Annotated in this window: 16 protein-coding genes; 11 read left to right on the forward strand and 5 right to left on the reverse strand. The window is 63.4% G+C overall.

The genetic code is table 11. The features are described from left to right. Nucleotides 1–11 precede the first annotated feature (11 nt). From thiS to AC07VL_RS17290, 7 genes are all read left to right on the forward strand, one after another. On the forward strand, nt 12–215 hold the full coding sequence (gene thiS, locus AC07VL_RS17260) for a sulfur carrier protein ThiS (RefSeq protein WP_494807048.1): 204 nt from the start codon (nt 12–14) through the stop codon (nt 213–215). A 25-nt stretch (nt 216–240) separates the two neighbouring features. Continuing rightward, the gene (locus tag AC07VL_RS17265; RefSeq protein WP_494806918.1) at nt 241–1,035 is read left to right on the forward strand and encodes a thiazole synthase; all 795 of its coding nucleotides are present in this window, start codon (nt 241–243) and stop codon (nt 1,033–1,035) included. Nucleotides 1,036–1,037: 2 nt separating this feature from the next. Next, the gene (gene thiD / locus AC07VL_RS17270) at nt 1,038–1,799 is read left to right on the forward strand and encodes a bifunctional hydroxymethylpyrimidine kinase/phosphomethylpyrimidine kinase (RefSeq protein WP_494806919.1); all 762 of its coding nucleotides are present in this window, start codon (nt 1,038–1,040) and stop codon (nt 1,797–1,799) included. Nucleotides 1,800–1,809: 10 nt separating this feature from the next. Continuing rightward, nucleotides 1,810–2,433 (forward strand): thiamine phosphate synthase, encoded by a 624-nt coding sequence (gene thiE / locus AC07VL_RS17275; RefSeq protein ID WP_494806920.1) that lies wholly within the window; start codon nt 1,810–1,812, stop codon nt 2,431–2,433. A gap of 77 nt (nt 2,434–2,510) precedes the next feature. Further along, entirely contained in the window at nt 2,511–3,146 is a 636-nt protein-coding gene (locus tag AC07VL_RS17280) for an ANTAR domain-containing response regulator (protein ID WP_494806921.1), read from the forward strand. Nucleotides 3,147–3,358: 212 nt separating this feature from the next. After that, entirely contained in the window at nt 3,359–4,465 is a 1,107-nt protein-coding gene (locus tag AC07VL_RS17285) for an S-(hydroxymethyl)glutathione dehydrogenase/class III alcohol dehydrogenase (RefSeq protein ID WP_465047078.1), read from the forward strand. Between the two features lie 369 nt (nt 4,466–4,834). Next, nucleotides 4,835–5,689 carry a hypothetical protein gene (locus AC07VL_RS17290; protein ID WP_494806922.1) on the forward strand — a complete coding sequence of 285 codons (855 nt, stop codon included), beginning with the start codon at nt 4,835–4,837 and terminating at the stop codon, nt 5,687–5,689. 8 nt (nt 5,690–5,697) lie between these two features. Here AC07VL_RS17290 and AC07VL_RS17295 read toward each other — a convergent pair whose 3' ends face one another. Further along, on the reverse strand, nt 5,698–5,973 hold the full coding sequence (locus AC07VL_RS17295) for a hypothetical protein (RefSeq protein WP_494806923.1): 276 nt from the start codon (nt 5,971–5,973) through the stop codon (nt 5,698–5,700). Nucleotides 5,974–6,088: 115 nt separating this feature from the next. On the opposite strand from AC07VL_RS17295, the gene AC07VL_RS17300 reads away from it, so the two are divergent. After that, nucleotides 6,089–8,398 carry a UvrD-helicase domain-containing protein gene (locus tag AC07VL_RS17300; protein WP_494806924.1) on the forward strand — a complete coding sequence of 770 codons (2,310 nt, stop codon included), beginning with the start codon at nt 6,089–6,091 and terminating at the stop codon, nt 8,396–8,398. Nucleotides 8,399–8,463: 65 nt separating this feature from the next. Here the strand turns inward: AC07VL_RS17300 and AC07VL_RS17305 are convergent, their stop codons facing one another. From AC07VL_RS17305 to AC07VL_RS17315, 3 genes are all read right to left on the reverse strand, one after another. After that, on the reverse strand, nt 8,464–9,255 hold the full coding sequence (locus tag AC07VL_RS17305; protein WP_494806925.1) for a BPSS1780 family membrane protein: 792 nt from the start codon (nt 9,253–9,255) through the stop codon (nt 8,464–8,466). A 2-nt stretch (nt 9,256–9,257) separates the two neighbouring features. Continuing rightward, nucleotides 9,258–10,214, reverse strand: coding sequence for a homoserine kinase (locus tag AC07VL_RS17310; protein WP_494806926.1), 957 nt, complete (start codon nt 10,212–10,214; stop codon nt 9,258–9,260). A gap of 81 nt (nt 10,215–10,295) precedes the next feature. Continuing rightward, nucleotides 10,296–10,691: a hypothetical protein gene (locus AC07VL_RS17315; RefSeq protein ID WP_290601066.1), complete on the reverse strand. Its 396-nt coding sequence runs from the start codon at nt 10,689–10,691 to the stop codon at nt 10,296–10,298. 290 nt (nt 10,692–10,981) lie between these two features. Between AC07VL_RS17315 and polA the strand changes: the two genes are divergently transcribed. From polA to AC07VL_RS17330, 3 genes are all read left to right on the forward strand, one after another. Then, the gene (gene polA, locus AC07VL_RS17320) at nt 10,982–13,744 is read left to right on the forward strand and encodes a DNA polymerase I (protein WP_494806927.1); all 2,763 of its coding nucleotides are present in this window, start codon (nt 10,982–10,984) and stop codon (nt 13,742–13,744) included. A gap of 31 nt (nt 13,745–13,775) precedes the next feature. Continuing rightward, nucleotides 13,776–14,660 carry a dienelactone hydrolase family protein gene (locus AC07VL_RS17325; protein WP_494806928.1) on the forward strand — a complete coding sequence of 295 codons (885 nt, stop codon included), beginning with the start codon at nt 13,776–13,778 and terminating at the stop codon, nt 14,658–14,660. A gap of 241 nt (nt 14,661–14,901) precedes the next feature. Then, nucleotides 14,902–15,660, forward strand: a complete 759-nt coding sequence (locus tag AC07VL_RS17330; protein WP_101483850.1) for a ZIP family metal transporter — start codon at nt 14,902–14,904, stop codon at nt 15,658–15,660. Between the two features lie 139 nt (nt 15,661–15,799). Here AC07VL_RS17330 and AC07VL_RS17335 read toward each other — a convergent pair whose 3' ends face one another. Continuing rightward, nucleotides 15,800–16,651 (reverse strand): sulfurtransferase, encoded by an 852-nt coding sequence (locus AC07VL_RS17335; RefSeq protein ID WP_494806929.1) that lies wholly within the window; start codon nt 16,649–16,651, stop codon nt 15,800–15,802. Between the last annotated feature and the right edge of the window lie 3 nt (nt 16,652–16,654).

Genomic DNA, 16,654 nt, shown 5'->3' on the forward strand with positions numbered 1-16,654 from the left:
CGATGACTGCATTGATCCATATCACGCTCAACGGCGCACCGCATCAGGTGCCGCGGGGACAGACACTCGACCAATTGATCGCCGCCCTGTCGCTGGAAAACCAGGCGCTGGCGCTGGCCGTCAACCGCAACGTCGTGCCGCGCAAGGCGTGGCCGGGACAGGTCTTGCAGACGCAGGACCAGGTGGAGATCGTCCGCGCCATCGGCGGCGGCTAAGTTGAGAAAAGACAAGGAACAGAATATGAATACGGAAACAAACAAGGACCTGCTGACCATCGCAGGCAAGCAATATCAATCGCGCCTGCTGGTGGGCAGCGGCAAGTACAAGGATTTGCCGCAGACGCGCGAAGCGACGGACGCGGCGGAAGCGCAGATCATCACGGTGGCCATCCGCAGGGTCAACATCGGCCAGGACCCGCACGCGCCCAGCCTGCTGGACTTCGTGCCGCCGGACCAGTACACGATACTGCCGAACACGGCCGGCTGCTACAACGCGAAAGACGCCGTCTACACCTTGCAACTGGCGCGCGAACTGCTGGGCGGGCGTAACCTGGTGAAGCTGGAAGTGCTGGGCGATGAAAAGACGCTGTTTCCGCACATGCCAGAAACCCTGGTCGCGGCCGAGGCGCTGGTCAAGGATGGCTTCGACGTGATGGTCTACTGCAGCGACGATCCCATCCAGGCGAAGATCCTGGAAGACATCGGCTGCGTGGCCGTCATGCCGCTGGCGTCATTGATCGGCTCGGGCATGGGCATCCTGAATCCGTGGAATTTGTCCTTGATCATCGACCAGGCGAAAGTGCCCGTGCTCGTCGATGCGGGCGTGGGCACGGCGTCGGACGCGGCCATCGCCATGGAACTGGGTTGCGATGGCGTGCTGATGAATACGGCCATCGCCGGCGCGCACGATCCCGTGCGCATGGCGCGCGCCATGAAGCTGGCCGTGCGGGCGGGGCGCGAAGCGTTCCTGGCGGGGCGCATGCCGCGCAAGTTCGCCGCCTCGCCGTCGTCGCCGATGGCGGGCCGGCTGGCGTGACGGTGACGCGGCGTCACAGCGTGCTGGTGTTTGCCGGCGCCGATCCGTCCGGCGGCGCCGGCATCGCCGCCGACATCCTGGCGATTGCGGCCCAGGGCGCGCATGCCTTGCCCGTCATCACGGCGCTGACGGTGCAGGACAATGACCGCGTGTTTGCCGTCGAACCGGTGGCGCCGGAGCTGCTGCGCCGGCAGGCGCAGGCGCTGATCGACAAGATGGCGATTCATGCCGTGAAAATCGGCATTCCTGGCAGCGCGGCGAATGCGGCCGCCATTGCGCAGCTGATCGGGCAATTGCGCCAAACCAGGCCGGACTTGCCCGTCGTGCTCGATCCCGTGCTGGCCAGCGGCCATGGCGACGTGCTGAGCCGGGACGATGCCGTGCTGGCGCTGGCGCCCTTGTTGCCGGTGACTACCGTGATCGTACCGAACGGACCGGAAGCGCTGGCCCTCGGCGGCGTAGAAAACCTGCTTGCGCAAGGCTGCCGGCACGTGCTGGTGACGGGCGGCCATGGCGAGGGCGAGACGGTCGTCAACCGCTGGTTTGACGCCGCTGGCGGCGGGCGCGCCTGGCGCTGGCCGCGCCTGCCCGGCGCATTTCACGGCAGCGGCTGCACCCTGGCGTCGGCCATCGCGGCGCGCCTGGCGCTGGGGCAGGCATTGCCTGAAGCGCTTGATCTGGCGCAAAGCTATTGCCATGCGGCCCTGGCCGGCGCATATGCGATTGCGCCAGGTCAACTCATGCCGCAGCGATTCATTCAATAAGGAAATCATCATGCGTGGACTGTATCTCGTCACCCCAAACTGGGACGACACCGACCGCCTGCTCGACGTGAGCGAACAAGCCTTGCAGGCAGGCGTAGCCTTGCTGCAATACCGCCACAAGAGCGCCGACGCGCCGCAGCGGCGCGAGCAGGCGGGCGCCTTGCTGGCCCTGGCCCGCAAATATGGCGTGCCCTTCATCATCAACGACTTTATCGCACTGTGCGAAGAGCTGGACGCGGACGGCGTGCACGTGGGCGGCACGGATGCGTCCGTCGCGCAGGTGCGCGCGCGCCTGGGCAAGGAGAAGATCGTGGGCGCCTCGTGCTATGGCGACATGGCCCTGGCCCGTACGGCCGAGGCGGGCGGCGCCAGCTACGTGGCCTTTGGCGGCTTCTATCCCTCGCTGGTGAAAAAATATCCGGTGACGACGCCCCTCGATATCGTGCTGCAAGCCAAGCGCGAGATCGCCTTGCCGTGCGTGGTGATCGGCGGCATGACGCCGGAGAATGCGGCGCTACTGGTGGCGCGGGGCGCCGACATGGTGGCGGCCATCAGCAGTGTCTTTGGCAAGATGGACGAGGCGAAGGATGTGAATATTGCAGTGCAGCAATTTAATCAATTGTTTGCGGCGTGAGCATGGGAGCGGATGGGGGATTTGCCGAATAATCGGCATATAATAAGAGCATCTATATTTACAAGGTCTCCTTACCCATGAGTCAGCCAGCCGCCGCGAAACGCCTTATCCTGATCGTTGACGATGACCAGCTCCTGTTGGAATTCCTTGGCGAAGTCCTGCGCCATGCCGGCTATGAGACGGCCCTGGCCAATTCCGCCGAAATGGCGCTGCAGCTGATCGCCCAGCGCGAGCCGGACCTGGCCTTGCTCGACATCCACATGCCGGGCATGTCCGGCCTGGAACTGGCCAAGCGCCTGCATGGCGAAACGGCCGTGCCGTTCATGTTCCTGTCCGGCAGCGGCGACAGCGAATCGGGCAAGCAGGCGGCCGCCTACGGTGCCGTCGGCTATGTGGTCAAACCCGTCGACGAAGGCCGTTTGATGCCCGCCTTCGAAGCGGGCCTGGCGCGCGCCGACGAAATCCGCCAGCTGCGCCGCACCGAGCTGAACCTGAACGCGGCCCTGGCTGCGGGGCGCGAAACGAGCCTGGCCGTCGGCTTGCTGATGGGCAAGTTCCAGACGGACCGCAACACGGCCTTCGAAGTGCTGCGCGACCACGCCCGCTCCAGCCGCCGCAAGATCAATGAAATCGCCAGCCAGTTGCTGCTGGCCGAGGAAACCCTGAACGGCTTGCACGGCGCCTTCCTCAACCGGGCCAAGAAGAACGTCTGAGAAAATCTACTGCGCGGTGCGATTTGCGGCCGGCGATGCTCACTGTGCATGCGCACAGCTGCGCTTCTCGGCCACAACTCACATCCGCTCGCTACGATTTTGTCAGACGTCGTGGCGTTCCGAACGGGCGTGCACTCGTCATCGGCGAATTGTCTTGCTATCATGGTTAATGCTGGCGCTGTAGCGCACCTTAAAATTTTGACAGGACATACATGAAAACCAAAGCCGCGATTGCCTGGAAAGCGGGTGCCCCGCTGACCATCGAAGAAGTCGATCTGGCCGGCCCGCGCGCCGGCGAAGTGCTCGTCGAGCTGAAAGCCACCGGGATCTGCCACACGGATTACTACACCCTGTCGGGCGCCGACCCGGAGGGGATCTTCCCCGCCATCCTCGGCCATGAAGGCGCCGGCGTCGTCGTCGACGTGGGTCCGGGCGTGACGACCCTGAAGAAGGATGACCACGTCATCCCCCTGTACACGCCGGAATGCAGGCAATGCAAGTTCTGCCTGTCGCAAAAGACGAATCTGTGCCAGGCCATCCGTTCCACCCAGGGCCGCGGCCTGATGCCGGACGCCACCAGCCGTTTTTCCCTGAATGGCCAGCCGCTGTTCCACTACATGGGCACGTCCACGTTCTCGAACTACATTGTCGTGCCGGAAATCGCCCTGGCGAAGATCCGCGAAGACGCGCCCTTCGACAAGGTCTGCTACATCGGCTGCGGCGTGACGACGGGCGTGGGCGCCGTGCTGTTCTCGGCCAAGGTCGAGGCGGGCGCCAACGTGGCCGTGTTCGGCCTGGGCGGCATCGGCCTGAACGTGATCCAGGCGGCGAAGATGGTCGGCGCCGACAAGATCATCGGCATCGACATCAACCCGGCGCGCCAGGCCATCGCGCGCAAGTTCGGCATGACGCATTTCATCAACCCGAACGAGGTGGACAATGTCGTCGACGCCATCGTGCAGCTGACGGACGGCGGCGCGGACTACAGTTTCGAGTGCGTGGGCAACACGACCTTGATGCGCCAGGCGCTCGAGTGCACGCACAAGGGCTGGGGCAAGTCCTTCATCATCGGCGTGGCGGCGGCGGGGCAGGAAATTTCCACGCGACCATTCCAGCTGGTGACGGGACGCGAATGGCGCGGTTCGGCCTTCGGCGGGGCGCGCGGGCGCACGGACGTGCCGAAGATCGTCGACTGGTACATGGAAGGCAAGCTCAATATCGATGATTTGATCACGCACCGTTTGAAACTGGAAGATATCAACCAGGGTTTCGATTTGATGAAGAGCGGCGAATCGATCCGCTCCGTCGTGCTGTACTGACGTGCCCTATTGAATGAAATACGCCGTACCCCGGCGGTTTGCGGAGGCTGCGGCCTCCGTTTTTTTGTCCCCGCGCCGGCCGTGCCGTTTCCCATTCATCGCGCCTATCTGTCGTTCAATCCGTCATTCCGGCAATTTGTCGCATGCCGCTGGAGGCATGGATGGCGCGGCGCTACAGTCAAACCTCGCCGTACCACGGCGGTTTTTGCGGGGGACTCCGACCCCCGCATTTTTTTTGCCCGGCGTTTCCGTCCATCGTGCCAGCCTGCCGTCCAGGCGCCCTTTTTTGCAGCCTGTCGCACGGCGCTGGAAGGGGGTGCGAGGCCACGCTACTGTACATGCTCCAACAATATCGATAACGAGGCAGCCATGTCCATTTCCCACCGTTTGATCCTCAGTCTGGCCGGTATCCTGATAGGCGGCAGCGCGCTGGCCGTGCAGCCGCCCGAGCCGCCCGTGCCCCCTGCGCCGCCCGCGCCGCCGAGCAAGCAGATCAATATTTCCATGGGCAGCGGCGACGGCTATGCCCTCGTCGATAGCGGCCGGGACAGCGTGACCATGAGCGGCAGCGCTATCGATGGCCAGCAGATCAAGCAGCTGAAGGCAAGCATCAAGGGGCAATTCCTGTGGTTCCGCGACGATGGCAAGAGCTACGTCACGCAGGACCCGGCGCTGCTGGCCCGGGTCAGCGCGGCGTGGAAACCGTCGCAGCAGCTGGGCGAACAGATGGGCAGCCTGGGCAAGCAGATGGGCGCCCACGGCAGGGCGATGGGCGAGCTGGGCAGCAAGATGGGCAGCCATGGCCTGGCGCAGGCGCGGGTCGGCACGCGTGACGCGGAGCAGCTGCAGGCGCTGGGCCGCCAGCAGCGGGAACTGGGCCGCAAGCTGGGCGAAGCGTCGCGCCGCCAGGCACAGGCTGGCTCGGACAGCGCGCGCCGCGCCGCCGAGCGCGATGTGGAACGCCTGCAGCAGCAGATGGAAGATGCGCAGGAAGCCATGGAAGAGGTCAACGACCGCATCGCCAGCGCGACCGAGCGTGAGATGGCCAAGTCGGACGCGCTGTCGCGCCAGATGGATGAGCGGGGCAAGCCGATGGAAACGCTGGGCAAGCAGATGGGCGAGCTGGGCCGTCAGCAGGAGCAGGCGTCGAAGGCGGCCGACCGCACCACGCGCCAGGTCATTGCCCAGGCGCTCAGCGAAGGCAAGGCCAGGCTGGTGCGCTGAAACGGCGCTCAGGCGGCATGCCAGGAGGCGGCCACGGCGCGGTATTGCGCCGGCAGCTGCGCCCTGGCCTCGTCCACGCTGGCGTAGCGCTCGTCCTGCACGCAGTCCCACTGCGCATCGCAGCTGAAACGGTAGACGCTGTTCTCGCCCGCATACTGGCACAGAGCCAGGCCATGGATGGCGACGGGGGCCGCGCCCGCGTCGCCGGCAACGTGGCCGAAGGGCAGGGCGGACCAGGCCCACGCGAGGACGCGGGCGCCGTCGATATGGCTGGGAGGTGTCATGGATGCGGCTTTCCTCAACAATACGGGAAGGCCGATTGTAGCGTGCACGCGGCGAATGCGGCGCGACCGCTGGACAAATGCACAGTATTTTTAGCCATGCCGGTATAATCACGGCATGCAAAATCTTCTTCACAACCTCAATGCCGAACAATACGCTGCCGTCACCCTGCCGGCGCAGCATGCGCTGATCCTGGCGGGCGCCGGCTCGGGCAAGACCCGCGTGCTGACTACCCGCATCGCGTGGCTGATCCAGACCCAGCAGGTATCGCCGGCCGGCATCCTGGCCGTGACCTTTACCAACAAGGCCGCCAAGGAAATGCTCACGCGCCTGTCGGCCATGCTGCCGATCAACACGCGCGGCATGTGGATCGGCACCTTCCACGGCCTGTGCAACCGCCTGCTGCGCACGCACTACCGCGACGCCGCCTTGCCGCAGACCTTCCAGATCCTCGATTCGCAGGACCAGTTGTCGGTGATCAAGCGCTTGCTGAAGGCGAACAACATCGATGATGAGAAATTCCCGCCGAAGACGGTGATGTATTTCATTAACAATGCCAAGGACCAGGGCTTGCGCGCGACGGACGTGGAAGCGTACGACGCGCACGAGCGCAAGATGGTCGAGCTGTACCAGCTGTACGACGACCAGTGCCAGCGCGAAGGCGTCGTCGATTTTGCGGAACTGCTGCTGCGCACGTATGAATTGCTCAGCCGCAACCAGCCCTTGCGCGAGCATTACCAGGCCCGTTTCCGCCACATTTTGGTGGACGAGTTCCAGGATACGAACAACCTGCAATACAACTGGCTCAAATTGCTGGCCGGCCATGGCAGCCGCGCTGGCGGCGCCCTGTTTGCCGTCGGCGACGATGACCAGAGCATCTACGCCTTCCGCGGCGCCAACGTGGGCAACATGAGCGCCTTCGAGCACGAATTCCAGGTGCAGAACTTGATCAAGCTGGAGCAGAACTACCGCTCGCACGGCCACATCCTCGACAGCGCCAACGTATTGATCGCCAACAACAGCAAGCGCCTGGGCAAGAATTTGCGCACGGACGCGGGCCATGGCGAGCAGGTGCGCGTGTACGAAGCCAGTTCCGACCTGCAGGAAGCGCAGTGGATCATCGAGGAAGCGAAAAGCCTGATCGCCGATGGCGCCTCGCGCAGCGAAATTGCGATTCTGTACCGCTCGAACGCGCAGTCGCGCGTGATCGAGCACGCGCTGTTCTCGGCCGGCATGCCCTACCACGTGTACGGCGGCCAGCGCTACTTCCAGCGCGCCGAGGTCAAGCACGCAATTGCCTATTTGCAATTGATGGACAATCCGCACAACGATTCGGCCTTCCTGCGCGTGGTCAATTTCCCCACGCGGGGCATCGGCATGCGCTCGATCGAGCAATTGCAGGCCGCGTCGGAGCAGTATGGCATCTCGCTGTACGCGGCCGTGCCCTACGTGGCGGGCAAGGCGGGCAGCGTGCTGGCCGGCTTCGTCAAGCTGGTCGAAGGCGTGCGTTTCGAAACGCAGCAATTGTCCTTGCCGGAAATGGTGCGCGTGGTGCTGGAAGCGAGTACCTTACTGCAACATTATCAGAATGAAAAGGAAGGCGCCGACCGCATCGAGAACTTGGAGCAGATGGTCAGCGCGGCCAGCCAGTTCATTTCCGAAGAAGGTTTTGGACAGGGCGCACCGGCCCACCTGGGGCCTGCCGCCCAGGCGCAGTCGGGCGCACCCGTCGTCAACCAGGATGGCATCGAGATCCTCGACGCGGACGCGCCGCTGCCGGCCGTGATGTCGCCCCTCTCCGCCTTCCTGTCGCACGCGTCGCTGGAAGCGGGGGACAACCAGGCGCAGGCGGGCCAGGATGCGCTGCAGATGATGACGGTGCACTCGGCCAAGGGCCTGGAATTCGACAATGTGTTCATCACGGGCCTGGAAGAGGGCCTGTTCCCGCACGAAAGCAGCTCAAAGGAAGACAACGGCGTGGAAGAGGAACGCCGTCTGATGTACGTGGCCATCACGCGCGCGCGCAAGCGTTTATATATGAGCTTCTCGCAGACGCGCATGCTGCACGGCCAGACGCGCTACAACATGAAGTCGCGCTTCTTCGACGAATTGCCGGAGGAATCGCTGAAATGGCTGTCGCCGAAGGTGCAGGCGAACTGGTTCGGCAACCGCAAATCAGCCTGGGACGAGGCGCCCAAGGTGGCCAGCCTGGGCTCGGACAATGCGATTGCGCAAAAGATCGCGCAAAAAGCCACGGGCGGCGGCTGGCGCATCGGCGAATCCGTGGCGCATGCCAAGTTCGGCGAAGGCGTGATCGTCAATATCGAAGGCGGCGGCGGCAATGCGCGCGCGCAGATCAACTTCGGCCAGCACGGCATGAAGGTGCTGGACCTGGGCATCGCCAAGCTGGAGAGATTAGGGCGTTGATACACGAGCGCTCATAAAAGAAGGGCAGCCTGCGCAGGCTGCCCTTTTTTCATGCGGCGTGAAAATCAGTCGTTCGGCTTATCCAGCGACACGGTCTTGCTGGCATCGACGGGCACGCCGAAGATCTGGCGGTAGGCGGCGTAGAACGAGCAATGCATGATGATGGTGAGTATCATCGACAGCGGCATCATCAGCTGCATCATCATGGGGCTGCGGCCAAAGATGATGGCCAGCAACTGGCTGCTGACGACGCTGATGGCGAACCACGTGGCGGCGAAGACGATGAAGGCCGACAGCGAGCGCCAGACGGCGAAAAAGCTGAAGAACAGCGCCTTGCCCAGGCTGATTTGCTGCCAGTAGATCAGCGGCGCGGCAAAGCAGAAGGCCATGGCGGCCGGCACGTACAGGGCGATGGCCGTCAGGATGGCCAGGCCGATGTTGGAATTGAGGATGGCTTCCTTGGCCGCTTCCTGGTCCAGCTGGCCCGTGACCATTTGCCACAGCACGCCGCCGTCGACGAGGGTGGAGGCGCCGATGGCCACGATGGCCATCAGGATGTACAGCACGCCCAGCCCCAGCAGCACGGGGAAGGCCGGCTTGCGGAAGCCCGAGATCAGCAGGCTGGGCAGGACGCGCTTGCCCTGGTCGATGTTCAGACAGCCTTGCACGAAGGCCACTGAAAAGACGGGAACGAGGATGACGGGCAGCAACTGTCCCAGCAGGGGGACGATGCTGACGGCCAGCATGCAGAACATATAGCCGAGAAACAGCATCGACATGCCGCCGGGTTGCTTGCGAAACAGGCCGAAGCCTTGTTTCACCCAGAGCCAGCCTGTACTTGCAGGTAATTTTTCCATGTTTAAAACAGTTCCGGAGCAGGTGTGGCAATCCGTTCGCGCAAAATGCGTTCGAAATGCGATGGATCGTGCGGCGTCAGCATTTCGGCGGCGCGCGGCTGGTAGTAGTCGTACAGGCGCGACAGCCAGAAACGCAGGGCGGCGGCGCGCAGCATCGGCTGCCAGGCCGTTTTTTCTTCGTGCCTGAACGGGCGCACGGCCTGGTAGGCGTCGAGCAGGGCGCGCACTCTGGCCGTGTCGAGCACGCCTGTGTCCAGGTCCACGCACCAGTCGTTGACGGTGACGGCCACGTCGAACAGCCAAGTGTCGCAGCCGGCAAAGTAAAAGTCGAAAAAGCCCGTCAGGCGTTCGCCGTCAAACATGACATTGTTGCGGAACAAGTCGGCGTGCACGGGACCGCGCGGGATGGCTTTATATGTAGCGCAGGCGGCAAAGGCGTCCTGGAAATGGATTTCCGCGCGCAGCAGGTGGGCGCGGGCGTCGTCCAGGTGGGGCAGGACGAGCGGCGTGGTGGCGTTCCACCAGTCGAGGCCGCGCAAGTTCGGCTGCTGCAGGGGGAAATCCTGCGCCGCCAGGTGCATCTTCGCCAACATGGCGCCGACGGCCGCGCAATGCACGGCTTGCGGCGCCATCTGCGAACTGCCGTCGAGTTTGCTGACGATGGCGGCCGGCTTGCCTTGCAGGGCCGTCACCAGTGCGCCGTCGGCATTGGCGATGGGGGCGGGCACGAGCACGCCGCGGTCGGCCAGGTGGCGCATCAGCTGCAGATAGAACGGCAATTGCTCGAAGCTGAGGTTTTCAAAGATCGTCAGCACATACTCGCCGCGCTCCGTGCTCAGGAAGAAATTGCTGTTTTCGATGCCGGACGCGATGCCCTTGAGGGCCAGAGGCTTGCCAAGTGGAAATTGCGTGATCCATTGGCCGATATCGTCCAGGTGTAGCGCGGTAAAAACTGCCATGGGGAAAAAGAATGAAGTCTAAGAGGGTAAAAAGCCGGCTGCCCCGCGTGTGGCCGGGGCAGGGCAGGTGAGGAGCGCTGCTTATTTCGTCGGTGCGGGCGGGGCCGGCACGTCAGCGGCCTCTTCGTCGTGCTGTTTCTGTTTCTTCTTGCCCAGGTCAAATTCCAGCACCTTCCATTGCGGGCCGCGCAAGGTGGCGCTGTTGGCCGGGTCGGCGCCGGCAGCGGGCTTCATGTAATACGTGCTGCCGCCGCTGGTGACTTTCACTTCGGACGTCACGCCCGCTTCGCGCTTCTCGGTAATCTGCTGTCTTGGTGCCGCCGGTGCCACGGTGATGGGCGCTTCGCCCATTTCCTCGATACGCTCCAGCTGCGGCGGCGCGTCGCTGGGTTTGGCCGGCGTCTGGGCGCTGGCAATGGCTGAGCATGCCAGCAACGGCAGGGCGAGGAATGTCCAGAGTGTCGATGTACGCATCATGATGGGTTCGCTTCCATGTGGTGGACTGCAGAAAATGCAGTGGTCATGCCGTCAATTTATCTATAAGGCATTGTAACAAACTGGTAGGCAATGCTGTTTAATATGCGCGGAAATTGGCTGGGGCGCGCGCCTGCGCGGCCGCACGGGGCCGCCGGGGTGGCAAAAAAGGCAAGGGCGGCATGCGTTGCGGCCGGTGGCGCGGCCCCAAACTCTGCGATAATTGGGCGATATTCCACCCGCCCGCCGCTCTCTTCCCAGGCAGGCGCGGTCCACCTTATTTTATTGGCATTATGCAAAACACCCTGCTGTTAGTCGACGGTTCCAGTTACCTTTATCGCGCCTTCCATGCGCTGCCCGACCTGCGCAGCCCGGATGGTTATCCCACGGGCGCCATGCACGGCATGGTCAACATGCTGCGCCGCCTGCGCGCCGATTACCCGGCCGCCTACATCGCCTGCGTCTTCGATGCCAAGGGTAAAACTTTCCGTGATGACATGTATCCCGAATACAAGGCCACGCGTGCCTCGATGCCGGACGACCTGCGCCTGCAGATCGAACCCATCCACGAAGCCGTGCGCGCCATGGGCTGGCCGATCCTGATGGTCGATGGCGTGGAAGCGGACGACGTCATCGGCACCCTGGCCGTGCAGGCGGCCGCCGCCGGCATGAACGTGGTGGTGTCGACGGGCGACAAGGACCTGGCGCAGCTGGTCAACAGCCAGGTAACCCTGATCAATACCATGAGCAATGAAAAGCTCGACGAGGCGGCCGTGCTGGCCAAGTTCGGCGTGCCGCCGAACCGCATCATCGATTACCTGTCGCTGATCGGCGATACGGTCGACAACGTGCCGGGCGTGTCGAAATGCGGCCCGAAGACGGCCGTCAAGTGGCTGACCTTGTACGACAGCCTGGAAGGCATCATGGAAAACGCGGCCAGTGTGGGCGGCGCCGTGGGCGAAAACCTGCGCACGGCCCTGCCTTGGCTGCCGCAGGCGCGCGCCTTGATCACCGTCAAGACCGACTGCGATCTGTCCGGCCACATGACGACCATCGCCGACTCGCTGGTGGCAAAACACGAAGACAAGGAAGCCTTGCTGGCCTTCTTCCAGCGCTACGGCTTCAAGGCCCTGCTGCGCGAACTGGGCGCCACGCCGCCGCCGATGTCGCCTGTCGGCGCACCGGTAACGGCTGGCGCATCGGCTGCGAACACCACGGGCGACATGTTCGCCGACGCGGTGCCAGCGCCTGCCGCCGACTATGAAACCGTGCTGACGGAAGAACAGCTCGATAAATGGATCGCCCTGATCGACGCGGCGCCCCTGACGGCCGTCGACACGGAAACCACCTCGCTCGAACCGATGACGGCGCAGATGGTGGGCATTTCCCTGTCCGTTGCCGAACACAGCGCCTGCTACATCCCGCTGGCCCACGACTACGCGGGCGCGCCGGAACAGTTGTCGCGCGAACACGTGCTGGCGAAGCTGCGCCCGTGGCTGGAAGATGAAAACAAGCCCAAGCTGGGTCAGAACCTGAAATACGACAGCCATATCTTCGCCAACCATGGCGTGACATTGCGCGGCATCGCCCACGATACCTTGCTTGAATCGTATGTGTTCGAGTCGCACAAGAAGCACGACATGGACAGCCTGGCCCTGCGCCACCTGAACTACACGACGATCCCGTTCGAGGACGTGTGCGGCAAGGGCGCCAAGCAGATCACCTTCAACCAGGTCGAGGTCGAGCAGGCGGCCAAATACGCGGCCGAGGATGCGGACGTCACCTTGCGTTTGCACAATGCCATGTGGGGCAATGTGGCCAATGATGAGAAGCTGACCTTCATCTACGAAAAGATCGAGATGCCGACGGCCGTGGTCTTGCAAAAGATCGAGCGCAACGGCGTGCTGATCGATGACGAATTGCTCAACATCCAGTCGGCCGAGCTGGCCGTGAAGATCCTGGAACTGGAAACGAAGGCGTATGAACTGGCCGAGCAGCCGTTCAACCTGGGCTCGCCCAAGCAGATCGGCGAAATCTTCTTCGAGAAATTGAAGCTGCCGGTGGTCAAGAAGACGCCGACGGGCGCGCCCTCGACGGATGAAGAAGTGCTGCAAAAGCTGGCCGAGGATTATCCGCTGCCCAAAGTGCTGCTGGAATACCGTGGCATGGCCAAGCTGAAATCGACCTACACGGACAAGTTGCCGAAGATGATCAATGTTACGACGGGCAGGGTGCATACGAACTATGCGCAAGCCGTGGCCGTCACGGGGCGCCTGGCGTCGAACGATCCGAACCTGCAGAATATCCCCATCCGCAGCGCGGAAGGCCGGCGCATCCGCGAAGCGTTCATCGCGCCGCCGGGCAGCCACATCGTCTCGGCCGACTATTCGCAGATCGAATTGCGCATCATGGCGCATATCTCGGGCGACGAAGCCATGCTGCGCGCCTTTGCCGACGGCATCGACATCCACCGCGCCACGGCGGCCGAAATCTTCGGCGTGCCGGCTGCGGAAGTGCAGAGCGAGCAGCGCCGCTACGCCAAGGTGATCAACTTCGGTTTGATCTACGGCATGAGCGCCTTCGGCCTGGCCGGTAACCTGGGCGTGGACCGCGCGGCCGCGCAAAGCTATATCGACCGCTATTTCGCCCGTTTCTCGGGCGTGAAACAGTACATGGAAGACACGCGCCAGCAGGCGAAGGCGCGCGGCTACGTGGAAACCGTGTTCGGCCGCCGCTTGTGGTTGCCGGAAATCAATTCGCCGAACGGCCCGCGCCGCCAGGGCGCGGAACGGGCGGCGATCAACGCACCCATGCAGGGCACGGCAGCCGACCTGATCAAGCTGGCCATGATCGTCGTGCAGGGCTGGCTGGAAACGGACAAGCTGCAAACGAAGATGATCATGCAGGTGCACGATGAACTGGTGCTGGAAGTGCCGGAGGCCGAGCTGGAACTGGTCAAGCGCAAGCTGCCGGAACTGATGGCGGGCGTGGCCGCGCTGAAGGTGCCGCTGACGGCCGAGGTGGGAGTCGGCAAGAACTGGGACGAAGCGCATTAATTTATAAACGCAACATTTTCAGGAGAAACGCATGAGCGACATGATCACCGATTGTGAAAGTTTGCTGGGCCAGAGCAGCGTGACCGGGCCGGATGGCCGGCGTGGTTTCCTGAAGGTGGCGCTGGGAGCGGGCTTTGCCGTGGCCGTGCTGCCCGTGGCGGCGCAAAACGTCATCAAGACGGACACGGCGGGCTTGCTGACAGGCACCATGTCCGTGATGGTCGATGGCCAGGCCGTGCCCGTGTATGCGGCGCAGCCGGAAGGCAAGACGGGCTTGCCCGTGGTGCTGGTCATTTCCGAAATCTTTGGCGTGCACGAGCACATCGCCGACATGGCGCGCCGTTTCGCCAAGCAGGGCTACCTGGCGCTGGCGCCCGATCTGTTCGTGCGCCAGGGCGACCCGACCAAGGTCAGCAGCATTCCCGAGTTAATGAAAGGCATCATCTCCAAGACGCCGGATGCCCAAGTGATGGCGGACCTCGATGCCGTTGTCGCGTGGGCGAAACAGAATGGCGGCGACACGAGCCGCCTGGGCATCACGGGTTTTTGCTGGGGCGGGCGCATCACCTGGCTGTACGCGGCGCACAATCCCGCCGTCAAGGCGGGCGTGGCCTGGTATGGCCGCCTCGTGGGCGAAGCGACTGCCTTGCAGCCGAGCAACCCCATCGATATCGCCGCCACCCTGACGGTGCCCGTGCTGGGCTTGTACGGCGGCAAGGATACGGGCATCACGCAGGAATCGATCGCGAAGATGAAGGCGGCGCTGGCCAAGGGCGGCAACAAATCGGAGTTCGTCGTGTATCCCGATGCGGGCCACGCCTTCAATGCCGATTACCGCCCCAGCTATGTGGCGGCCGATGCGAAAGACGGCTATGCGCGTTGTTTAGCCTGGTTCAAGAGCCACGGCGTGGCGTGAGCCGCAACAGAAAATAGCTGCATTTTCCAGAAGTTGCCGCGAGAAGCGCACCGGGCTGTAAAATGCCCGGTTCGTGTCAATGCAGTACAATTGCATCTTCGCAGCGCTACGCCGCCGCCATGCGCGCAAAAAAATTAAATAATAAGCAATAGTCATCAGGCCAGACGCCAGCACAGCGGGCGCCCGTGACCCGGCGCCATTTTGAGGTAAGAAAATCATCGATCCCGTCCTTATATCCATTTTGCTCGCGACCACGATCGCGGGCGTGTTCAGCATTACTGCGGCGGCGATCTTTTCGTTTGCATTCCTGTCCAAGGTGGTCGAGCGCATGGTCAGCTTGTCCGTCGGCATCATGCTGTCGACGTCCTTGCTGCACGCCTTGCCCGAAGCGTTCGAGTCGCAGGCCGACCCGCGCAGCCTGTTCGCCACCCTGCTGGCGGGCTTGCTGGCCTTCTTCATGCTGGAAAAATTCGCGATTTTGCGCCATTCGCACCACCACGAAGGCGACGGCCACCACCATGCGCACGGCCACGACAAGCACGAAGCGGGCAAGTCCGGCTGGATGATCCTCGTCGGCGACGGCATGCACAATTTTACGGACGGCATTTTGATCGCGGCCGCCTTCCTGGCCGATCCGAAACTGGGCCTGGTCACGGGCCTGGCCATCATCGCGCATGAAATTCCGCAGGAAATCGGCGATTTTATCGTGCTGCTCAACGCCGGTTTCTCGCGCCTGCGCGCCTATGTCTTCAATCTGCTGTGCAGCCTGATGGCGGTGGCGGGCGGCCTGCTGGGCTACTTCACCCTGGACCGCGCCAGCAACCTGATCCCTTACGTGCTCGTGTTCGCCTCGTCCGGCTTCATCTATATCGCCTTGAGCGACCTGATGCCGCAGATGCAGCGCCGCGCCACCTTGCGCGAAACCATCCCGCAAGTGCTCCTGATCGCGCTGGGCGTGTGCATCGTGCTGTTTTTGACGCACAAGCGCCACGGCGGTTGAGGCGCCGTCTTGCAGGCGCAGTGTCCGATCTTCCATAAGGCGTGGCTGGCGGAACGGGCGCAGTTGAATCAATCGCCGGGGATAAGTTCATAGTTATCCACGGGTGAAAAAATGGCGGACCAGCTGGTCCGCCATTTTTTTAATTCCCCGTCGCCACGGGCCGCGCCGGATCGGCGCACCATTCGCTCCACGAGCCCGGATACAGGGCCGCGCCAGGCAAGCCGGCCACTTCCAGGGCCAGCAGGTTGTGGCACGCCGTCACGCCGGAGCCGCATTGCAGAATCGTAGATTCAGCCGTGCTGATCAGGCCCGCGAATTCCTGCTCCAGTTCTTTAGCGGACTTGAAGCGGCCGTCCGCTTGCAGGTTATCCTTGAAGAAACGGCTTTTCGCGCCGGGGATATGGCCGCCGACCGGATCGATGGTTTCGTTTTCGCCCCGGTAGCGGTCGGGGGCGCGCGCGTCGAGTACCTGCAGTGCCTGCGTATCCAGATTGGCGATGACGTCCTGCACGGTGACCGTGCGCACCAGGCTGGCTTGTTCCGTGAGGTTGCCGGCAGGGCGCGGCGCCACGGGCGTGACCAGGGGCAAGCCTTGCGCCTGCCAGGCGGCCAGGCCACCGTCGAGTACGGCGACGGCGCCGTGGCCCACCCAGCGCAGCAGCCACCACAAACGGGCGGCAAACATGCCACCCTGGCCATCGTAGGCCACCACTTGCGTGTCGTCATCGATGCCCCAGCCGCGCAAGGTGGCCAGCAGGGCGTTGCGGTCGGGCAAGGGATGCCGTCCCGTAAAGTTCGCGCCGCGCGCCGTCTTGGGGCCGGACAGGGCCGTGTCGACGTCGGCGAACTGCGCGTTCTGGATGTGGCCGGCGGCAAAGGCGTCGCTGCCGGCCGTGGGCTTGAGCAAGTCGTGGCGGCAATCGAGGATCACCCAGTTGCTGTCATGCAGGTGGCTGGCCAGTTCGCTGGCCTGGATCAGGGTGGTGTACATCAG

Source organism: Janthinobacterium sp. GW821-FHT03C08 (assembly GCF_059420905.1).